At 45.2% G+C, this 16,953-nt stretch carries 15 protein-coding genes and 1 pseudogene; 8 read left to right on the top strand and 8 right to left on the bottom strand.

Going from position 1 to position 16,953, the window contains the following annotated elements:
• Positions 1-434 precede the first annotated feature (434 nt).
• From CH376_RS21285 to CH376_RS21275, 3 genes are all read right to left on the bottom strand, one after another.
• Positions 435-1,973 carry a solute symporter family protein gene (locus tag CH376_RS21285; RefSeq protein WP_100787207.1) on the bottom strand — a complete coding sequence of 513 codons (1,539 nt, stop codon included), beginning with the start codon at positions 1,971-1,973 and terminating at the stop codon, positions 435-437.
• A 3-nt stretch (positions 1,974-1,976) separates the two neighbouring features.
• Positions 1,977-2,279, bottom strand: a complete 303-nt coding sequence (locus CH376_RS21280; RefSeq protein WP_100787206.1) for a DUF485 domain-containing protein — start codon at positions 2,277-2,279, stop codon at positions 1,977-1,979.
• Between the two features lie 103 nt (positions 2,280-2,382).
• On the bottom strand, positions 2,383-3,579 hold the full coding sequence (locus CH376_RS21275) for a lipase/acyltransferase domain-containing protein (protein WP_100787205.1): 1,197 nt from the start codon (positions 3,577-3,579) through the stop codon (positions 2,383-2,385).
• A 133-nt stretch (positions 3,580-3,712) separates the two neighbouring features.
• On the opposite strand from CH376_RS21275, the gene CH376_RS21270 reads away from it, so the two are divergent.
• Complete coding sequence (locus CH376_RS21270; protein ID WP_100787204.1) at positions 3,713-5,590, top strand: esterase/lipase family protein; 1,878 nt, start codon at positions 3,713-3,715, stop codon at positions 5,588-5,590.
• Positions 5,591-5,606: 16 nt separating this feature from the next.
• Here the strand turns inward: CH376_RS21270 and CH376_RS21265 are convergent, their stop codons facing one another.
• Positions 5,607-6,308 (bottom strand): lysophospholipid acyltransferase family protein, encoded by a 702-nt coding sequence (locus CH376_RS21265; protein WP_100787203.1) that lies wholly within the window; start codon positions 6,306-6,308, stop codon positions 5,607-5,609.
• Between the two features lie 66 nt (positions 6,309-6,374).
• On the bottom strand, positions 6,375-6,794 hold the full coding sequence (locus CH376_RS21260) for a hypothetical protein (RefSeq protein ID WP_100787220.1): 420 nt from the start codon (positions 6,792-6,794) through the stop codon (positions 6,375-6,377).
• A gap of 316 nt (positions 6,795-7,110) precedes the next feature.
• Between CH376_RS21260 and CH376_RS21255 the strand changes: the two genes are divergently transcribed.
• From CH376_RS21255 to CH376_RS21240, 3 genes are all read left to right on the top strand, one after another.
• Positions 7,111-7,977, top strand: a complete 867-nt coding sequence (locus CH376_RS21255) for a bile acid:sodium symporter family protein (protein ID WP_100787202.1) — start codon at positions 7,111-7,113, stop codon at positions 7,975-7,977.
• A gap of 550 nt (positions 7,978-8,527) precedes the next feature.
• A complete protein-coding gene (locus CH376_RS21245; RefSeq protein ID WP_243394806.1) occupies positions 8,528-9,259 on the top strand; it encodes a hypothetical protein in 732 nt (243 codons plus the stop codon).
• A gap of 45 nt (positions 9,260-9,304) precedes the next feature.
• The gene (locus CH376_RS21240; RefSeq protein ID WP_100787218.1) at positions 9,305-10,273 is read left to right on the top strand and encodes a DMT family transporter; all 969 of its coding nucleotides are present in this window, start codon (positions 9,305-9,307) and stop codon (positions 10,271-10,273) included.
• A gap of 69 nt (positions 10,274-10,342) precedes the next feature.
• Here CH376_RS21240 and CH376_RS21235 read toward each other — a convergent pair whose 3' ends face one another.
• The 3 genes from CH376_RS21235 to CH376_RS21225 form a co-directional block, all read right to left on the bottom strand.
• A complete protein-coding gene (locus tag CH376_RS21235; protein WP_125231973.1) occupies positions 10,343-11,746 on the bottom strand; it encodes an Lcl C-terminal domain-containing protein in 1,404 nt (467 codons plus the stop codon).
• A 321-nt stretch (positions 11,747-12,067) separates the two neighbouring features.
• Positions 12,068-13,447 (bottom strand): Lcl C-terminal domain-containing protein, encoded by a 1,380-nt coding sequence (locus CH376_RS21230; RefSeq protein ID WP_420843576.1) that lies wholly within the window; start codon positions 13,445-13,447, stop codon positions 12,068-12,070.
• A 209-nt stretch (positions 13,448-13,656) separates the two neighbouring features.
• Positions 13,657-15,378, bottom strand: coding sequence for a SpoIIE family protein phosphatase (locus tag CH376_RS21225; RefSeq protein WP_100787198.1), 1,722 nt, complete (start codon positions 15,376-15,378; stop codon positions 13,657-13,659).
• Positions 15,379-15,574: 196 nt separating this feature from the next.
• On the opposite strand from CH376_RS21225, the gene CH376_RS24760 reads away from it, so the two are divergent.
• From CH376_RS24760 to CH376_RS21210, 4 genes and pseudogenes are all read left to right on the top strand, one after another.
• Entirely contained in the window at positions 15,575-15,709 is a 135-nt protein-coding gene (locus CH376_RS24760; protein ID WP_276328266.1) for a hypothetical protein, read from the top strand.
• Positions 15,710-15,791: 82 nt separating this feature from the next.
• Positions 15,792-16,061 (top strand): DUF736 family protein, encoded by a 270-nt coding sequence (locus tag CH376_RS21220; protein ID WP_100787197.1) that lies wholly within the window; start codon positions 15,792-15,794, stop codon positions 16,059-16,061.
• Between the two features lie 72 nt (positions 16,062-16,133).
• Positions 16,134-16,736, top strand: coding sequence for a LemA family protein (locus CH376_RS21215; RefSeq protein ID WP_100787196.1), 603 nt, complete (start codon positions 16,134-16,136; stop codon positions 16,734-16,736).
• A 20-nt stretch (positions 16,737-16,756) separates the two neighbouring features.
• Positions 16,757-16,953, top strand: a pseudogene (locus CH376_RS21210) (TPM domain-containing protein); the annotation flags it as partial.

Here is a 16,953-nt window from a genome sequence, read left to right as displayed (position 1 = left end):
ACCCCTAAATGTGGGAACTCATACGCCTGTTTCGATTGAAAAAGCGGATTCAAAACCGGGTGAAACGCAAATGGATTACCGCCGCGACGGATTCTTGCAGAATTCAAATTTGTAAGTGTATGATTGTATTAATAACGGATTTATTCGTAAGGTTGAGCGGAAAATGAAAGACATTCGAGTAGCGAAAGACGTTATCCGCGATCCATGGACGAAGGGGATTGTAAAATTTCCTACAGAACCGTTCAGAACATCGAAAACGGACAATCCCCCAATCACTGCAATTTATTTTTAAGATTTCGAAGAGGTTCAAAGTTAAGCCGAAAGGCCTCTTGGATGTCTGAGCCTGTATTGGGCAGGAAGGTAAAACCCAAGACATTCCGGAGGAATGGATGGGTTCCGCTTTTTGCGGGGTGTGAAATGGTTGAAAAGGATTCTTATTCCGCGCCAATGCCGAGATAAGTTCGAATCTTTTCGGACTCGTATTTTTCCTGAGACGATTTTTCGGGAAACAATTTTGAAAAACAATAAGCGCTCAAAAAAGAAAGGCCCATCGAAAAGACTGCGGGATTTTTCAGAGGAAAGACGGCGGCCTTAAAGCCGAATACGTCCACCCAAACCGTCGGGCTAAGAATGATCAAGACGATAGCCGAAACCGATCCGGTAAGAATCGAAACGACTCCTCCGATCGTACTGAAATTTTTCCAGACGATGGATAAAAACAACGCGGGGAAATTTCCACTCGCCGCGATCGCAAAGGCAAGGCCGACTAGAAAAGCGACGTTTTGATCCTTAAAAAGAATCCCTATCAAAATACCTAACACACCGAAGGCGATCGTCGCTCTTCTTGCAACTCTCACCTGTTCCGCTTCCGTTGCATCCCCTTCTTTCATTACGCTCACAAAAATATCGTGCGAGATCGTGGAAGCCGCGGCCAATGTCAAACCCGCAACGACCGCAAGAATCGTTGCAAACGCGACCGCCGCGATAAATCCCATCAGCATCGTACCGCCGAGAAGTTCGGACAACAAAGCCGCAGCCATATTCCCTCCCTTGTCTACGTTCGAGATCGGTTCCCTCCCGATCAAAACGGCCGCGGCAAAACCGACGATCGGAATAATCAGATAAAAATATCCGATAAAGGTGGTAGCGTATGCTACGGACTTTCGAGCCTCTTTTGCGTCCGGAACCGTATAAAAACGCATTAGAATATGAGGAAGTCCTAATAAACCGAGCATCAAAGCCAATCCCAATGAAACGGCGTCCAACGGATTTGAGACAAGACCGCCCGGTTCAAGAGCCGTCTTTCCGAATTTTTCATCCACCGCTCCGTATAAATTCTCCAGACTGAATCCGAACTGAGCGAGCGCGAGAATGGTGAGTAACGTAACTCCCGATAAAAGAAGACAAGCCTTGATGATCTGAACCCAAGTCGTGGCGATCATTCCTCCGAATAAAACGTAAAGAAGCATCACGATACCGACGATCACCACCGCGACTTCGTAAGGAAGACCGAACATAAGATTGATCAGTTTTCCCGAACCCACGATCTGCGCGATCGAATACGTCAGAGTCACCAAGATTCCACCGATCGCCGCGGCGATTCGGATCGGTTTTTGTCTCAAGCGAAACGCGACGACGTCCGCAAACGTAAACTTTCCGAGATTCCGAAGCGGTTCCGCGATTAGAAACATCAGAGCCGGCCAACCCACGAGCCAACCGACCGCATACAACATTCCGTCATAACCTTTGAGCGCAACCATACCCGAAATTCCCAAGAACGAAGCCGCGGACATAAAATCTCCGGAAAGAGCGAGGCCGTTTTGAAAACCGGTGATACTTCTTCCAGCGGCATAAAATTCGCTCGAGGTTTTCGTTTTTTTCGCGGCCCAATAAGTGATTCCTAACGTGAGAGTCACAAAAACGAGAAAGAAAAGAATGGATAAAAAATTCGGCTGTCCTAATTGAGATTCCATCGGTCAGTCCTCCAACTTCTTCTTCAAAGAATCAACGTTACGATCGTAGTAACGATTGGCCCAAAGGACATAGACTAAGGTCAGAACCCAGGAAAAAAAGATAACAAGAGCGCTCAAAAGAATTCCGATATTGGAAAACTTTCCGACCTTTAAAATCAAAAGATCGGGGAAGAACGCGACGGAAAGAATATAACCGTAATAAGATAAGAACAGCAAACCCAGAAGCGTAAAACTAACGATCCAACGGGAGCGAACCAGCTTTTTAAAATCGGGCTCCTCCAACAACGCATGCGGTGTGACTTTCATTCTTAAAACTCCCTTTGAAGTTCAGCAAAATAGAAAAAATTCTCCACGCTTCAAGGAGAATTTATTCGAAGTTTAAAAAAATGAAATATTCCTTCGAGAATTCTTATTCGTGAAGAAAGGAATAGATTCTATCCCATACCTTCGGGTCGCTTAACAAAGAAGAATGCTCCGCATCCGAAAGAAAACTTTGATAAACGATTTCATCCGGAGGAATCGAACTCGAAAACGTAACCCGTCCGTCCCCGGGCGCCTTTACCGCATTCTTAAAATCCCAGAGCCAGTGATCCGGATTTTTTTCGGACGTCAAAACTCTCATCGTGGGTCGATTCTGCGCGTGAACCACCAAGACGGGAGGATATTGAGTTCCTTTTTTGGGATCGAGTGAATTTCGAAACGCAAGGGCCAAATCCAATCTCGACTGAAACTCTTTTAAAGAAGGAGGAGGTTCGCAATGAGCTTCGTGAGAATACGGTCCGAGTTCGTATTTCTCCCAATCGGAAGCATTAAAAAAACGGAATGCGATATTCTTCTGATCGGAATCCCGGAGTAATTCCTTAGTATCGAAACTTCCTTCTCTCGGGAAAAACGTATAAACCGAAATGAAACTTGAGACGACACAAGCGCCGGTAATTTCTGGATTCAATCCCGTGGAAACTCCGGAAATCAGATCTTCCATAAATCCGATTCCACCGCGAAACGGAACGCCGACAAAGATCGCCTTCGAAGCCAAGTTCGGCCTTCGATTGATTACCGAAAGCGCTAGATTTCCTCCGTTGCTATGACCGACAAGAACGGGCGCAACCCCCGCGTTTTCTTTTTGGACTTTTTCCAAAAACGCTTCCAGGGCCGACGAAGTTTCCCCGTTGTCCTTTCTCCAATCGTAAGGAAAAACATAAGGTCGGATTCTTACGTTAGACGAAAGCCATTGCAGCCAAGGTTGATAAACTTTCACGTCGATCAAAAACGGAATGAGAGTGACCGAGGATAAAACTTCTCCGGCTTGCACCCGATCGTTTTTCTTTAACGTCAGATCGGGCGCCGAAAAATTCAAAGCCTGCCACGGAGTAAGCCAAATCGAATCGAAGGAACCGGACTCGTTCTTTCGATAGAGCTCGGATCCTTTATAACCGGGAACAAAGACGAGAGGAATCTGCATTGCCACCGTGACGTTACTTCCACCGGATCCCGAATCCTTTAACAAACCCGGACCGAAATTCCGCTCTCTTTGTCCTGAGCAAAATAAAAACGAAAGAAGAATCAAACCGATCGACGCGTTGCTATAAAATTTCACGATGCTCATCTTACGGATCGGCGAAAGTTTGTCTATGGTAAAAAACTATACGCTTTCTCTTTGCTGATTCGCTTCCGATGGAATTACGATCGACTTGCCTTTTTGACTTGTCAGAGAGGGGCGATCCGCTTCTCATAGAAGGATGAATTCGTTTTGCGGAAGACACATAAGAATTTGGATTCTTCTTTTAAATTTTGTCCTCGTCGAATGCGCCACATATTCCACCGCAAATTATTCCCAGTTCGAACAGGAGAAGTTAGTCAACGTAAGCGGAGTTTCCTCGAACAAACTCAGTCTTCTTACGATGCGTTATCTCAAAAGCAACGACCTCGACGAAAAGTTCGAAGATTCTCCTTTGGTTGTGATCTACGATTTGGACAATCGTCTTCTCGCTTATAAATCCAGAGAACTCGCGTATTATCTTTCTGAGCTTTGTTATCTCGCCGGAAATTCCCTGGACATGGAAGATCCGGAGTTTGCGAAGATGTACGCCTCAGCATTAGTATATTCTTATACGTATCTTTTCGATTCGAAAGCGATTCCCGCGCCGGATCCGTTCTCGGCCGAATTCCGTTTTGCACTTCTCACGTACAACCGCTCCCTTGCGCAGTTGGTTCGTTATGCGAAGAAGAATAGAAAGCTGGCTAACGTAACCGATCTCAATCTTCCTCTCATACGGGGAAGCCTTGTGATGGACAGCGCCGAGGTAGAGACGTCCTGGACGCCCCAGAATTTTTTACAGATCGAAGTCGCGTACGATTTTAGAACCAAGGGATTTTCCAATCATATCAGCAAATACGGAATCGGAACTCCTCTGATTCTGATCCGAAAATTTCCGGAGAACGAACCTCAAAAAAGAATTCAATACGAATTTATCAACGGAGTCGGACAGGCTTATCCCGGCACCGCATTCGTAAGTTTGGAAGAATCGTATTTAGGCAACAGAGACTTGATGAATCTTCGAGCCAAAATTCACGTATACGATCCGGTCTTCCGGGATAGGATCGAGTTTGAAGGGATGAATCTTCCTATGGAAAGCGACACGACCACGCCGCTTGCCTACATGCTGACGATCGCGCAAAAACGCGACAGTCTTCTTGCGATCTTCGACGGAGAAACGAGCATATCGAGAAAGGGACTTTATCTCGTATATCCCTATCGAAAGGATAAGATTCCGGTCGTATTCTTACACGGACTCGCCTCTTCTCCTTTTATCTGGTTTCCTATGATCAACGAACTCCTCGCAGATCCCGCGATCAAGGAAAAATATCAGTTCTGGGTGTATTGGTATCCCACCGTAAATCCGATGTTGCTTTCCGCTGCGGACTTTAGAGATACGTTATATGATTTGAGAAAGGTTTACGATCCGAAAAACGAACACAAAAGTTTTGATCGTATGGTTCTGATCGGTCACAGCATGGGAGGCCTCATCGCAAAGTTAGCCGTAACCAAGGGAAGAAAAGAAGAATGGATGACCGCAGCTAACGTTCCATACTCAGCCTTCGACTCCATGAGCGAAGAATACAAAAAGGAGATCCGAAGGGTTTTCGATTTCGATCCGGTCCCTTTTGTAAAAAGGGCGGTCTTTATCGCGACCCCGCACAGAGGCTCCAACCTCGCCGAAGGAATTTTAGGAACGATCGCAAGGTTCCTTTTTATACTTCCCAAAGAGGTCGCTAAAAAATTTCAGGAAGGCTACAAGTTTCTGATCGTAAATCATAAGGAAGGGGATCTGGTTCCCGGAATCTACGGAGTGGACGGACTCGCGCCGAAAAGTTTATTTATGAAAGTCACGGGAGAATACAAACCTCTCGTCAAGTTTCATTCCATTATAGGCAATTCCAAGCTGGCGGATTTGGACTGGATCAGCGATTCGGTCGTTCCTTATGAAAGTTCCCATCTCGAACACCCCGAATCGGAATTACTCATACAATCCGAACATTCCGTCCAAAACCACCTTCCCACTTTTTTGGAGGTAAAACGGATCCTCAAGGAACACGTAAAAGAGGAGAATCAATAATTAGAATATCAGAATATTATTGATTTCTTAATTCTTCGGCTTTATCGATGCATCTCTGCCTATTTTCCAGCATCGCCTTTTCCACCATAAGACGCGCCTCTTCGAAGCCCTTCTCGTCCAATTGTCTCGGAATCACGATCGGTTCTCCGTAGGAAACCACAAACGTAGTGAACGGTTTCGGAATCCTATGTTTGTCCCAGGATCGTTCCGCGATCCACTGACGAGTACATTCATAGTGAAACGGAACGATCGGAACCTGGGAAACTTGACCGCAGGCGATCAAACCCGGTTGAACCACGAGCGCGGGTCCGCGAGGTCCGTCCGGAGTGATCGCAGCGGGAAGATTTTTTTTGAGATGAACGATGAGAGCTTTCAAAGCCTTGGATCCGCCCTTGGAAGAACTCCCGCGGATGCTGTAGTTATCGAAACGATGCACGACGTTGTTTATAAAATCGCCGTCCTTAGATTCGGAGATCAAAACGGCCGCGCCGGCTTTTCGATTGAGATAAGGAGAATAGAGAACGTTCGTATGCCAGATGGAAAGGATGTAGGGTTTTTTTTCTTCGCGGAGTTTCTCCAAACTTCCGTCTCCGATATTCACCCTTCTCGAAGTGAAACCGACCAGCCTTTGAAGACCGACTACGAGAAGCGGTATCAACCAAACCAGAAATTTTCTTTTGAAAGATTGTTTTTCGTTTACTTTAGAATTTTCTTCCATGTAACACGAGATTTTTTCGAATTCGAAAATCCATCACCTCTTTTTTAGAATCGGAGTTCGTGTAAATCAAGGATAGATTTCGCGAGAATCATACAAAGACTCAAACTCTTTATCCCTTGGAAAAAGAATCAGAATTCCAGTTAAAAAAATTCCCATCCCGATCCAATGGATCGGATCTGCATAAATGAAATAAAAAACACCGTTGATCGTATAACCGGAATCCAAAAAAATCACGGAAAGAATTTTAGACTGGGAATAGGAGCAGAACTTATCTTTGAGTTTTAGATTCTCCTGAATCAATTTTTTCCTAGCGAAAAAAAGAGGAACATACCAAGCGACCGGTAAAAGAAACGCGCTCGCTCCTAAAACAAAACCGCTCAGACTCTTCGCGTGGTGTCCGTTTCCGTTCGCCGAAAGAACGAACACAACCCCGACCAAAACAAAAGACAATAAAATAGCGAGATAAGTGATTTTTAAGTTTTTCATATTCTTCTTTTGTCTCCGAAGAAGAACATGAAATATATTTCCAAAAAACATTTTGTCAAGATATTACAAAAAGAGAAGATTCAAATCGCACTCAGTTTCTCTGAGTGTTCTCCGGACTTTTTGTCATCGAACAAACAAAGAGCGTGAAAAAAGAATTCCCTTACCTTGCCGAATTCTTATTAGATTTCGTTCAACCGTTCGATAAAAAGATAAATCACAAGCTCCGATGAATGTAAAATTCGGAAGAATCAAAAATTCGGTCGACTTGAGATGAAAGTTTTTATACAGAGTTTGAAACAAAAAATAGGTTTATATTATGGAATCCAATTTGCTAACAGCCGTGTTTCTTCCGCTCGCGTTAGGAATCATCATGCTCGGAATGGGGATGTCTCTGACGATCGACGACTTCAAAAGAATTTTTATTCTTCCGAAGGCCGTGGTGACCGGGCTCACCTTACAGTTGTTACTCTTACCGATCATAGGCTGGCTCATCGCCGATCTTTCCGGACTTCCCGGAGAATTGGCCGTAGGTCTGATGTTACTCGCGATTTGCCCCGGAGGAGCGACTTCGAATCTGATCACTCACCTCGCGAAAGGCGACGTCGCACTTTCCATCACGTTAACCGCCATCACGAGTTGCGTTACGGTGATTTCCATCCCGATACTGCTCAATATATCGATGCATCATTTTTTGGGGAACGGGCAGATGATCGAACTAAACGTGCCTCAGACGATCTTGCAGATTTTTTTAGTCACCGTATTGCCGGTTTCTATCGGAATGATTCTCAACGCAAAAAAACCCGATCTTTCCAAAAAATTCGAGAAGTTAGTCAAGATTCTTTCCGGAATCTTTTTGGTTTTGATCATCGCCGGCGCGATCGTAAGAGAAAGACAAAACATCATTCCGTTTTTTATCAAAGTGGGCCCCGCCGCCCTCGCACTCAATTTAACGACGATGGTCCTCGGGTTTTTAGGCGCTTCTTTGATGAAGGTTACAAAATCGCAGAGGACTTCGATCACGATCGAAGTCGGAATTCAGAACGGAACTCTGGGAATCGCGATCGCCACTTCCATTTTAAACAACGCTGCAATGGCTGTTCCGTCGGCGATTTACAGCTTGATCATGTTTGCGACGGGAGCGATCTTTTCCCTCTGGATGCATAGAACTCCGGACGAAGTGTAAATCGGATCTTAAAGGTTTAGACCAAACTTTCGTCTAACAACGTTTTGTCTTCGAAGCGGGAACCTTCCCCGCTCCGATGGCAAAAAACAGATTCAATTTTTATCATATTTTTCTTTCTCTAAAAATTTTAAAGATTCGAACGCGGATCCATTGCTTCTTTGGTTCGAAACTGAAACAACGGAAACCGGATTTTGATTAGGCCACTAAAACCTTGAAGGACATAAAGGATTTTGCTTTTAAAATTGAATTCACGTTTGAGTTCCTACAATTTACTCCTGATCCGGTTTTTTAGAAAATTTGAAACCTTCCGTATCATTTTTAAAAAGTATGAGTTCCTACTTTTTTCGGCTTTGTCGACTTTTCAAGGATTCAACTCTCTTTGTCCCGGATTAATTGTTCCGACAAAATGTTTATTCGCAAAAAAAAACTTGAAATCGGGCTTTAAGTCGGCGTTCGCGCTCCAATGGGGCTATACTTTTTCGGATTGTGAAACTCAAAGTCGCGGCCTTTTTTACTTGGAAATTCTTGCCGAAGAACTATAAAAGCAAAAGTGAATTCGACGCACAAACAACGACCGAAAACTTTCCTCTTCTTCGGTCCGCAACACATTACCATTCTTATTTTATTTTCTATTATTGCATTTTCCTGCACGACCGTCGGATTTCATCGAACTGCGATTCGAGAAGAAATCGATTTTGGAAAAGAGGAAACTCTCAAACTCTGCGTCTGGAAGGACAAAAAAATTTCCGGAGAAGAATTACAAGAGTTGATCGAGGTTTGGAATGAAGAATTAAAATTCTATAAAATACGAATTTTATTAAGCGAAGTCAAAGAATGGGAGCGCCCCGGATGGACCGGTTCCGCGATCATGGATCAGATTTTCACGGCGGATCTTCCCGTTTCCTGCGATCGACTTCTCGCGGTGGCCGGAGGCAAGTTAAGCGACACCGCATTCGAACTCGTGGGTTTGTTCTTCGCTTTTTTCGGAATTCCGAGCTATCAAATTCTGGGAGCGGTCGAAACAAAAACCGGAACTAGGGGATACATTTTAGGACAAACAAGAACTCTTTCTCACTGGTTATCCGGCGGAGCCAAAGGAACTCTGATCCACGAAGGATATCATCTCTTAGGATGCGGACATTCCTTCTTTTTGAGCGGTTGTTATTTTCAGATACAAAAAGTCAAAGAACTCAAACGTAAGAATTCCGAACAAGGCGAACCCTTCTTTCCGTCCGTGGACGAGGATGGTCGAATTTTTCTTAAGAATCCATGGCATTCATAGGATTTGTTTTCTTTCATTGCGAGTAAGATTTTTAAGTATGGATCTATGGAAGTATCCGAATCGAAGTGGAAACCTTTTTTAGGCGCCTCTCTCATATTGGCCGGAGCCGTTTTCTTTTCCGCAAAGGCGATTTTTGTAAAGTTAGTATATCGATACGATGTGGATTCCATCACGGCTTTGACTCTAAGAATGTTGTTTGCGATTCCATTCTTCGCTTGGATCGCATTTCGTTCCCAAAAAAAGGAGAATTCGGTAAAGCTGACCCGTAAAGATTGGACTTTGATCTTTGTCCTCGCGTTTCTCGGATATTATCTCGCGAGTCTTTTCGACTTTATAGGTTTGGAATATATATCCGCAGGTTTGGAAAGACTGACTCTCTTCGTATATCCTACGATCGTTCTCGTGATCAGTTCTCTTTTATACAAAAGAAAAATCAAAGGTATCGAAGTTTTTGCGATCTTACTCACCTATTCAGGAATCGCTATAGCCTTTTTCGGGGACATTCAAACGGAAGGTCCCGAGGCGATCAAAGGTGTTCTCTTCGTATTCGCTTCCGCGGTCGCGTATTCGTTGTATCTCGTCGGAAGCGAATCCTTAATCCCGAAAATCGGCTCGGTGAAGTTCACTTCTTATCTGATGCTTCTCTCCGGACTGATCGTCGTGATTCATTTTTTGATCACGAAAGAACTTTCTCTATTAGTTCAGACTCGGCCGGTTTATCTTCTCGGATTGGCTCTAGGAGTTCTGACGACTGTGATACCCGCTTACTTCACCTCGGAAGGAATTCGAATGATAGGCTCCGGCCGCGCGGCGATCGTCGGTTCCGTCGGTCCGATTTCCACAATTCTTCTTGCCTGGATCTTTTTAGGAGAACCGATTACCTCCACGGGAATCATTGGCACCTTTTTGGTGTTAGTTGGAGTTCTTTCCATCGGAAAGAAAAAACAGGATTCTAAAATTACTGATTCCGGAAAAAAGGAAACTTCCGAAAGAGTCGAAATCCCGGAGAGTTAAAAAATAGACTATTATTTTAGAATATTCTAAGATTAGAATTTACTGCGGTTAGACAACAAAAACACAAGTTCAAGGTGCGTCCTTTACGCAGCGAACTACCTGAGTGTAAATCGCATCGGACTTGGAAAGCCTCGCGTATTGAACGTCAAATGTAAAAACTCCGACATTACCCGCCAATTGGCTTACGTTGCTCGTCCAATAACTTCCCGTATTGATATTTCCCGGAAACACTCCGAGATCGATACCGTTCGTCCCCATGAGTAAATCGTATCTTGCAATCGATAAGTATTCCCGGACGTTCGGCATTCTCCAAGGGGTTCCCGTTGTCGCCAGAGAATCGCACTGAACGAGCGCGTCCCGCCAATCGAAAAAAGTCGTTCCCGAATTTTGGCAAGAGGATCCGGATTGACCGACCGAACATTTTTGCCAAAGAAGATTCGTATTCTTATCCAGAATCGTTCCATCTCCGAGGTCCGAAAAGTTTTGAGCCGGATAACTTCCGCCCGACACACAACGAACCGGAAGCACGTTCACCTCGTCGATCGTATCGTTATTTCCGTTGCTGAAATTAAAAGCCCAGCGTCTCGCGATCGTCGAGGCCGGATCCGCTGAAGACCGCGACCAATACTTCTGACTTCCGTCCGGAAAGATTGTCGTATTAATATACGGAGCCGCGCTGTCATAGGATGCAAGGGTGAACTGTTCCTGCAAATCGGGAAGTCTCCAATCCTTCAAACCCGCGTAACCGATGCCGTTGAGACTGGAACAAGCGGCGACGGCGTCCGAATAAGTGAAAAGAGTCGGAGCAGCTAACGCGGTGCAGTCGGCGGGATTCGTACCTTCTTTGCAGGTTTTCCAGATCAATCCGGTGTTCTTATCGATCACAACGGGTTGGGAAGAATCGCCTGTAAGAATGGCGTTTTCCAGAATCGGAGCGAGCCCGGAAACGTCGGCGTCTTGACCCGGAAAGTTTCCCAGACCACATGCGATTTTGGAAGCCAAAGCGTCGAAACAATCCGTTTGTCCCGCGTCGGTGATCGGAACGGTCACGTTAACCGAAACCGTATAAGTTTCCTTCTGACCGTTGCCGGCCACAACTTCGTAACTTACGGGCGAAGAATAGTCGTTGCGAGTCACACCGCTCGTTTGAGTAATCCCGCCGACCAAAACTTTTGCGCCGGTCGACGACTCGAAAGCCGCTCTCAAATGGGAAACAGCCCCGAAAGGCACTCCTTGTACAAGAATCTGATTTCCTGTCACGGTTCCGACGTAATCCTTCAAGAGCTGATTGTCCCCGGCTCGAAATTGAAAGGTAGTAATCTGTTTTCCGGTTGCGTTTCTGAAAAAATCAAAGCCCGCATTGAAAAGAAGCCCTGCGCTCGAGGAAGAATCAAAACTCACCCGGTCCGCTTGCGCACATTGAAAGAGGAAGAATACAAAAATTGGAAAAAAGAGGGAAATTCTGAATTTCATGGAAAGGGCTTTTACTTTAAAAACAACCAAATGATAATAAATTGATTATTTTTTTATAATCAGGATTCACCTTCGAATATCAATCAGAAATCGATCTTTTTTTTGGATCTTAAATACGTGATTCGTCCTTCAAAATTCGGTTTCTGACTCGATTCTTATCCCTAAAGATCGATCTAAGTCGATCCTACGACAAGAATCCGAAAGATGGCGTTTAACGTTCGCTAAGGAACGAGGAAAAGGAAGGTTTGTCCGCGGTGGAAAAAACGGGCAATTGGCAATTCTTCTTTTTTTAGTCCGGTTCTAACCTGGGACTCACCGGAATCAAGGCCCATCCGCAACACAACGGGTCAAACTTACCGACGAGGGCCCATCCACCGTATTGATTTCCGGAATGCTAAAATTCACTTTGAAGATAATTCCTCCGGGAACTGAGTTGCTGGAATGATACTTTGGATTCGGAGCCGGGATATTCGGAAAAGCCGTATTGTCGATTCGAATCGCCGAACTCGATGCAAAATCTATCAAACTTCTGAGTTCGTTGATATTCGGAAGCCTCCAAATTCTTCCCGCGAGATTCAAATGATTGCAAGTGCCGAGCGCGCTATTCCAGTTTTCCGGAATCGTTGCTCCGACGCTGCAGTCCGGAAAGGCGGACGACCAAGTCTGCCCCTTCGTGCACTTCTGCCAGATTAAACCGGTCCGATTGTCCAGGACCGTTCCATCGTTGAGATCGACAAAGGCTCTACTCGGGATCGGAGCCCCTGAAACACAGCGAACCCCCATACTTCCCGAAGTTTTACCGTTGGTCAGAGCCTGGTCGGTTCCAAAATGAAAACTCCAGGCTCGAAGAGGATTGGTGGAATCCTCCGTGTTGGACCAAAATGAAAAAACCCCGTCCGGGAAATCCGAAACTCGGATGAATCCCGACAGAGGAGACGCATGTTCTGTGAGCGTCATGAATTCTTCGATCTCCGGAACCCTCCAAGTCGTGATTCCCGCGTAACCGGCTCCACCGTTGAAAACGTTTAACGACGAACAGGCGGAAACCGCATCCGGATAAAACAGACTTGCATCCGGAGTCCCGCAGGTCGTATTACTCGGTCCCTTGGCGCAATACTTCCAGACCAAACCGGTTTGACGATCGAAAGTTACCGGCTCGGAAGAATGGCCCGAAAGGACAACGTTCGATTGAAAGGAAGTCGGAACTCCGGTCGAATAGTCTGCGTCTTGACCGGGATTCGAGCTGCAAGTCGAGTAGCAATTCGTTTGTCCCGCATCCGTTAGTCGAAATACCGGATTCACTCGAACCGTATATTCTTGAGTGGTTCCGTTGACCGCGCTGATTCTATAAATTTTCGGAGAAGAAAAGTCGTTCTGCGTTTGACCGCTCCGTTGTACGACATCTTCCACAAGGACCGAATTTCCCGTGGAGACAAAGCCCGCCTTCAATCTGCGTATCGCCCCAAACGGCGCGTTGATCGTAATTTGATTTCCGGAGATAATTCCGACAAAATCATCCGCAAAAAAATTATCCGAGCCTGTAAAACGAAAGGACGTAATCTCTTTGGCGTTGTCGGAATTCACTCCGATCGAATTTAGAATGGGAACGCTTATCTGGAGAAACAGACCGGCGCTGGAAGAAGAATCAAAACTCACCCGATCCGCTTTCGCACAGGAAATAAAAAGAATCAGGATCCCCAAAAACCCGCGCCCCCAACTCGTCCGCCTTTCATGTAAAAAAGAATTCATTTCCGAAAAAAAGAAGAGTCTCTTCCTAATTTCAAGAAAATACTTTTTTTGAAAAATTCATGTTATAAAATGCTAATATTCTAAAGATAGATTAGATTCTTATTATTTTGAAAATTTCCGGGTCTAAGAAAAGGAAAAGATTCGCACGCGATAGAAGAGAATCAATAGATATCTAAAACAAGAAGAGCGATATCGTCTCCGAAGTTTCCGCCCGAATAGGCGAAGATGTCCGAGACGATCAATTCGATATAGTCTTCGATCGTTTCCGCGTCCAGATATTCTTCAAGAATGGAAATCAAACCCGGGAGGTCTAAAATTTCTCCCTGAGAATTGAAGATCTCATACATCCCGTCCGAAAAAAATACAACTCGATCTCCGTGCAAAAGATCGATCGACTGATCATAATATTTCGCTCCGTCGAATGCGAGAAGAGGAAGATTCATTCCGTCGAGTTCGATTTTTTTTCCGTCTCGAAACAGAAGAATGGGTGGATGACCCGCATACGCATAGACCAGCTTTTTCGTTTCGGGAACGTATTTCACTCTGACCGCGGAGATATGATGATCCACGACCAAAGATCTTAGATCTTCTACGATTCTGATCAAACCTTCCGCGGGTGAAAGGCCGATCCTGGAAGAATTCTTAAATGAAATGACGACCATCCCCGAAACCATCGCGGAGGAAATCCCGTGACCGGAAACGTCGGCAAAAAGAATGTCCACGCTTCCGTCTTCGTTCTGAATCGTACTGATGACGTCTCCGCCCACTTTTTCGAACGGACGAAAGTATGTTTCCATTCTGAAATATTCGGAATTGGGAAAGGTTCGATCCACGAGGGAACGTTGGGTCAATCTTCCCAATTCCAGATCGTAGTGCATTCTATCGTAAAAGGCGTTTAACGTGCCTTCTTTGTTTTTTCTATCGAACGCAAGAAGAATCAAGTCTCCGATCAATCCGAGTATGTTGATCTCCTCCTCGGTCCAAGTCCGATCCTTTTGCGCCATGTCCAAACCGAAAAATCCGATCTCCCTTCCCTCGTAGACGAGTCCTATCATCAATAGGGAACGAATTCCCTGAGGAAGTAAAAGATCCCTTACGAAAGGATTTTCGTTTTGAATCTCTTCTACGGAATTGAGGGCGTAGTATCCGAACTTGCGAACCCTCTCAAATCTTTCTTCGGGGATTTCTCCCACCGGTATATTCTGAAAAAATCCGATCTGAGAAGGAATTCCTTCCTTGCACCATTCGTACGTGTTCGAGATATGTTTTTTGGAACTTGAGTATTCTATAATATACGCGCGATCGGCGTCGCAGATTCTTCCGGCCCTTTCCAACGAATTGCGAATCGCCTGATCCAATTCTCTCGGCGGAACCGTTATAAAACTTTTCGATATTTCCGTAAGATTGCTCTGAAGAAGCAGCGAGTATTTGAGTTTATCCTCGCTTCTTTTGAGGGGCGTTATATCCCTCTGAGATCCCCAGATCTGAGAAAGTTTTCCGTCCTTCACGACGCCCACAACGCTGTTGAGAAAATATTTCGAATTTCCGAAACGATCCAGTTCCCTCGATTCCACGTCCTTCATGTTGTAACCGGAACGTACGAACGTAAAAAAATGTTCCAGATCTTCGGGAAAATCGGACGGAATCAATTGTGAAAGAGTTAGCCCCATCATTTCGGAAGCGGCGCCGTATCCGTACATTCTCGCCATAGAATCGTTGCAGAGCGTTAGGCGGGCATCGGCGAGAAGCCGGGAAACCTGTTCGACTTCCGCCAAACGCGTGTCAATCGGCGCGTTCAGATCGAAACACCAAATCCCCTCGGCGCTGCCGAGAAAAAAATCCCGAAAACGCTCCAGCTCGATAGATTCCGATTTGATCCGCATAAAGTTCGATTCCAAAGACTAAGGCCTTTATTGTTTCCGTCGGCGACAAAGGTCAAAGGTTTTATCTCTAAAATTCGGAAAAGCTACATCTCCTCGGAAAAAAGAATTTTGCATAAAAATCGAAAAATCCACTGATCCCGTCTTTTTTTGTCCAGGGTCGGACGTATTCTGATTTTCAGATTAAGGAGCAAACGACATGCAAACGAACAATTCAGAATGGATGGACGAAAGAATCGAAGCGATCGCGGAAATTCTCGCGGATAAACTGATCGAAGAAATCCGCAGAAGAGCGCTGGCAAAAGAGGCCCTTCGGAATTCCGAAGCCGCCTAACTCGAACACTGCGAAAAAGTAGGAACTCCCACTTTTAGCGGTTTCAACTGAGGACAAACATCGTAAAAGGAGGAAAACGATTATGGCGGAATACGCTCTCAAAGAAAAAAAAGGCAGTCTCTTCAGCAACGCGACCAAAGAGAAGGAAACCCAACCGGATTATACGGGAAAGGTTCTTTTGGAAGGAAAAACCTACCGTCTTGCGGGCTGGATCCGAAAGTCGGCGACCGGAAAGAACTATCTATCCTTAAGTATCTCCGAGCCCAATCCCGAAAAAAAACCGGGCGGAAACCAAGTCGAAGAGACGGACGGGAACGACTTTACGGATATAGAGGAAGATTTTCCGTTTTGAAGAAAGAAAATTCTGTTTGCGATCCGGGTCTAAGTGTAAAAGAATTACACCTCTACAGGAGAAAAGAATTTCTTGAAAACGAAGTTTCTATCCAAAGTATTTTTGGGCTCGATGTTGTTCCTTGCGGTCTTGGCTTCTTCGAACTGCGGTTATAACACAATCCAAGAGGAAGACGAGGCCGTAACCGCATCTTGGGCGGAAGTTTTAAACCAATATCAGAGAAGAGCGGACCTGATCCCGAACCTCGTCAACACCGTAAAAGGCTACGCGGCTCAAGAAGAAAAAGTTTTGGTCGAAGTCACGAAGGCGCGCGCAGGAGTCGGTTCGATTCAAGCGGATGAAAAAACACTGAACAATCCGGAACTTTTTAAAAAATACGCCCAGGCTCAATCGCAGATGACCTCGGCTCTTTCCCGTTTGATGGTCGTTGTGGAAAAATATCCGGAACTCAAATCCAACGAAAACTTTCGGGATCTCCAAGCGCAATTGGAAGGCACCGAAAATAGAATCACGGTCGCAAGAAACCGTTACATCCAATCCGTACAAAAATACAACGTAACGATTCGACAATTTCCGAGCAACTTAACCGCGAAGGTATTCGGCTTTCAGACAAAACCTTCTTTTACGGTGGAAAACGAAAAAGAAATTTCCAAACCTCCGGAAGTGAAATTTTAAGAATTTTGAATCTACTTCGGATGAACAGGAAAGCAATCTTCTTCCTCGGTCTTCTTTTGTTGACCGCGGGTTGGAACGTGAGGACTGAAAATTCTTCTTGGATTCTTCAAAGGGAAGAATGGAAAGCGGAAGATCCGGAAATACCCGCGCTCAAAACTCAAGTAACGGATACCACTTCCACTCTGACGGATTCTCAAAAATCGATTCTCACGGGACG

The sequence above is a fragment of the Leptospira adleri genome (genome assembly GCF_002811985.1).
Taxonomy (GTDB): Bacteria; Spirochaetota; Leptospiria; order Leptospirales; family Leptospiraceae; genus Leptospira; species Leptospira adleri.
Note: the sequence above shows the minus strand (reverse complement) of the source record. Positions and strands in the feature narration are given on the sequence as shown.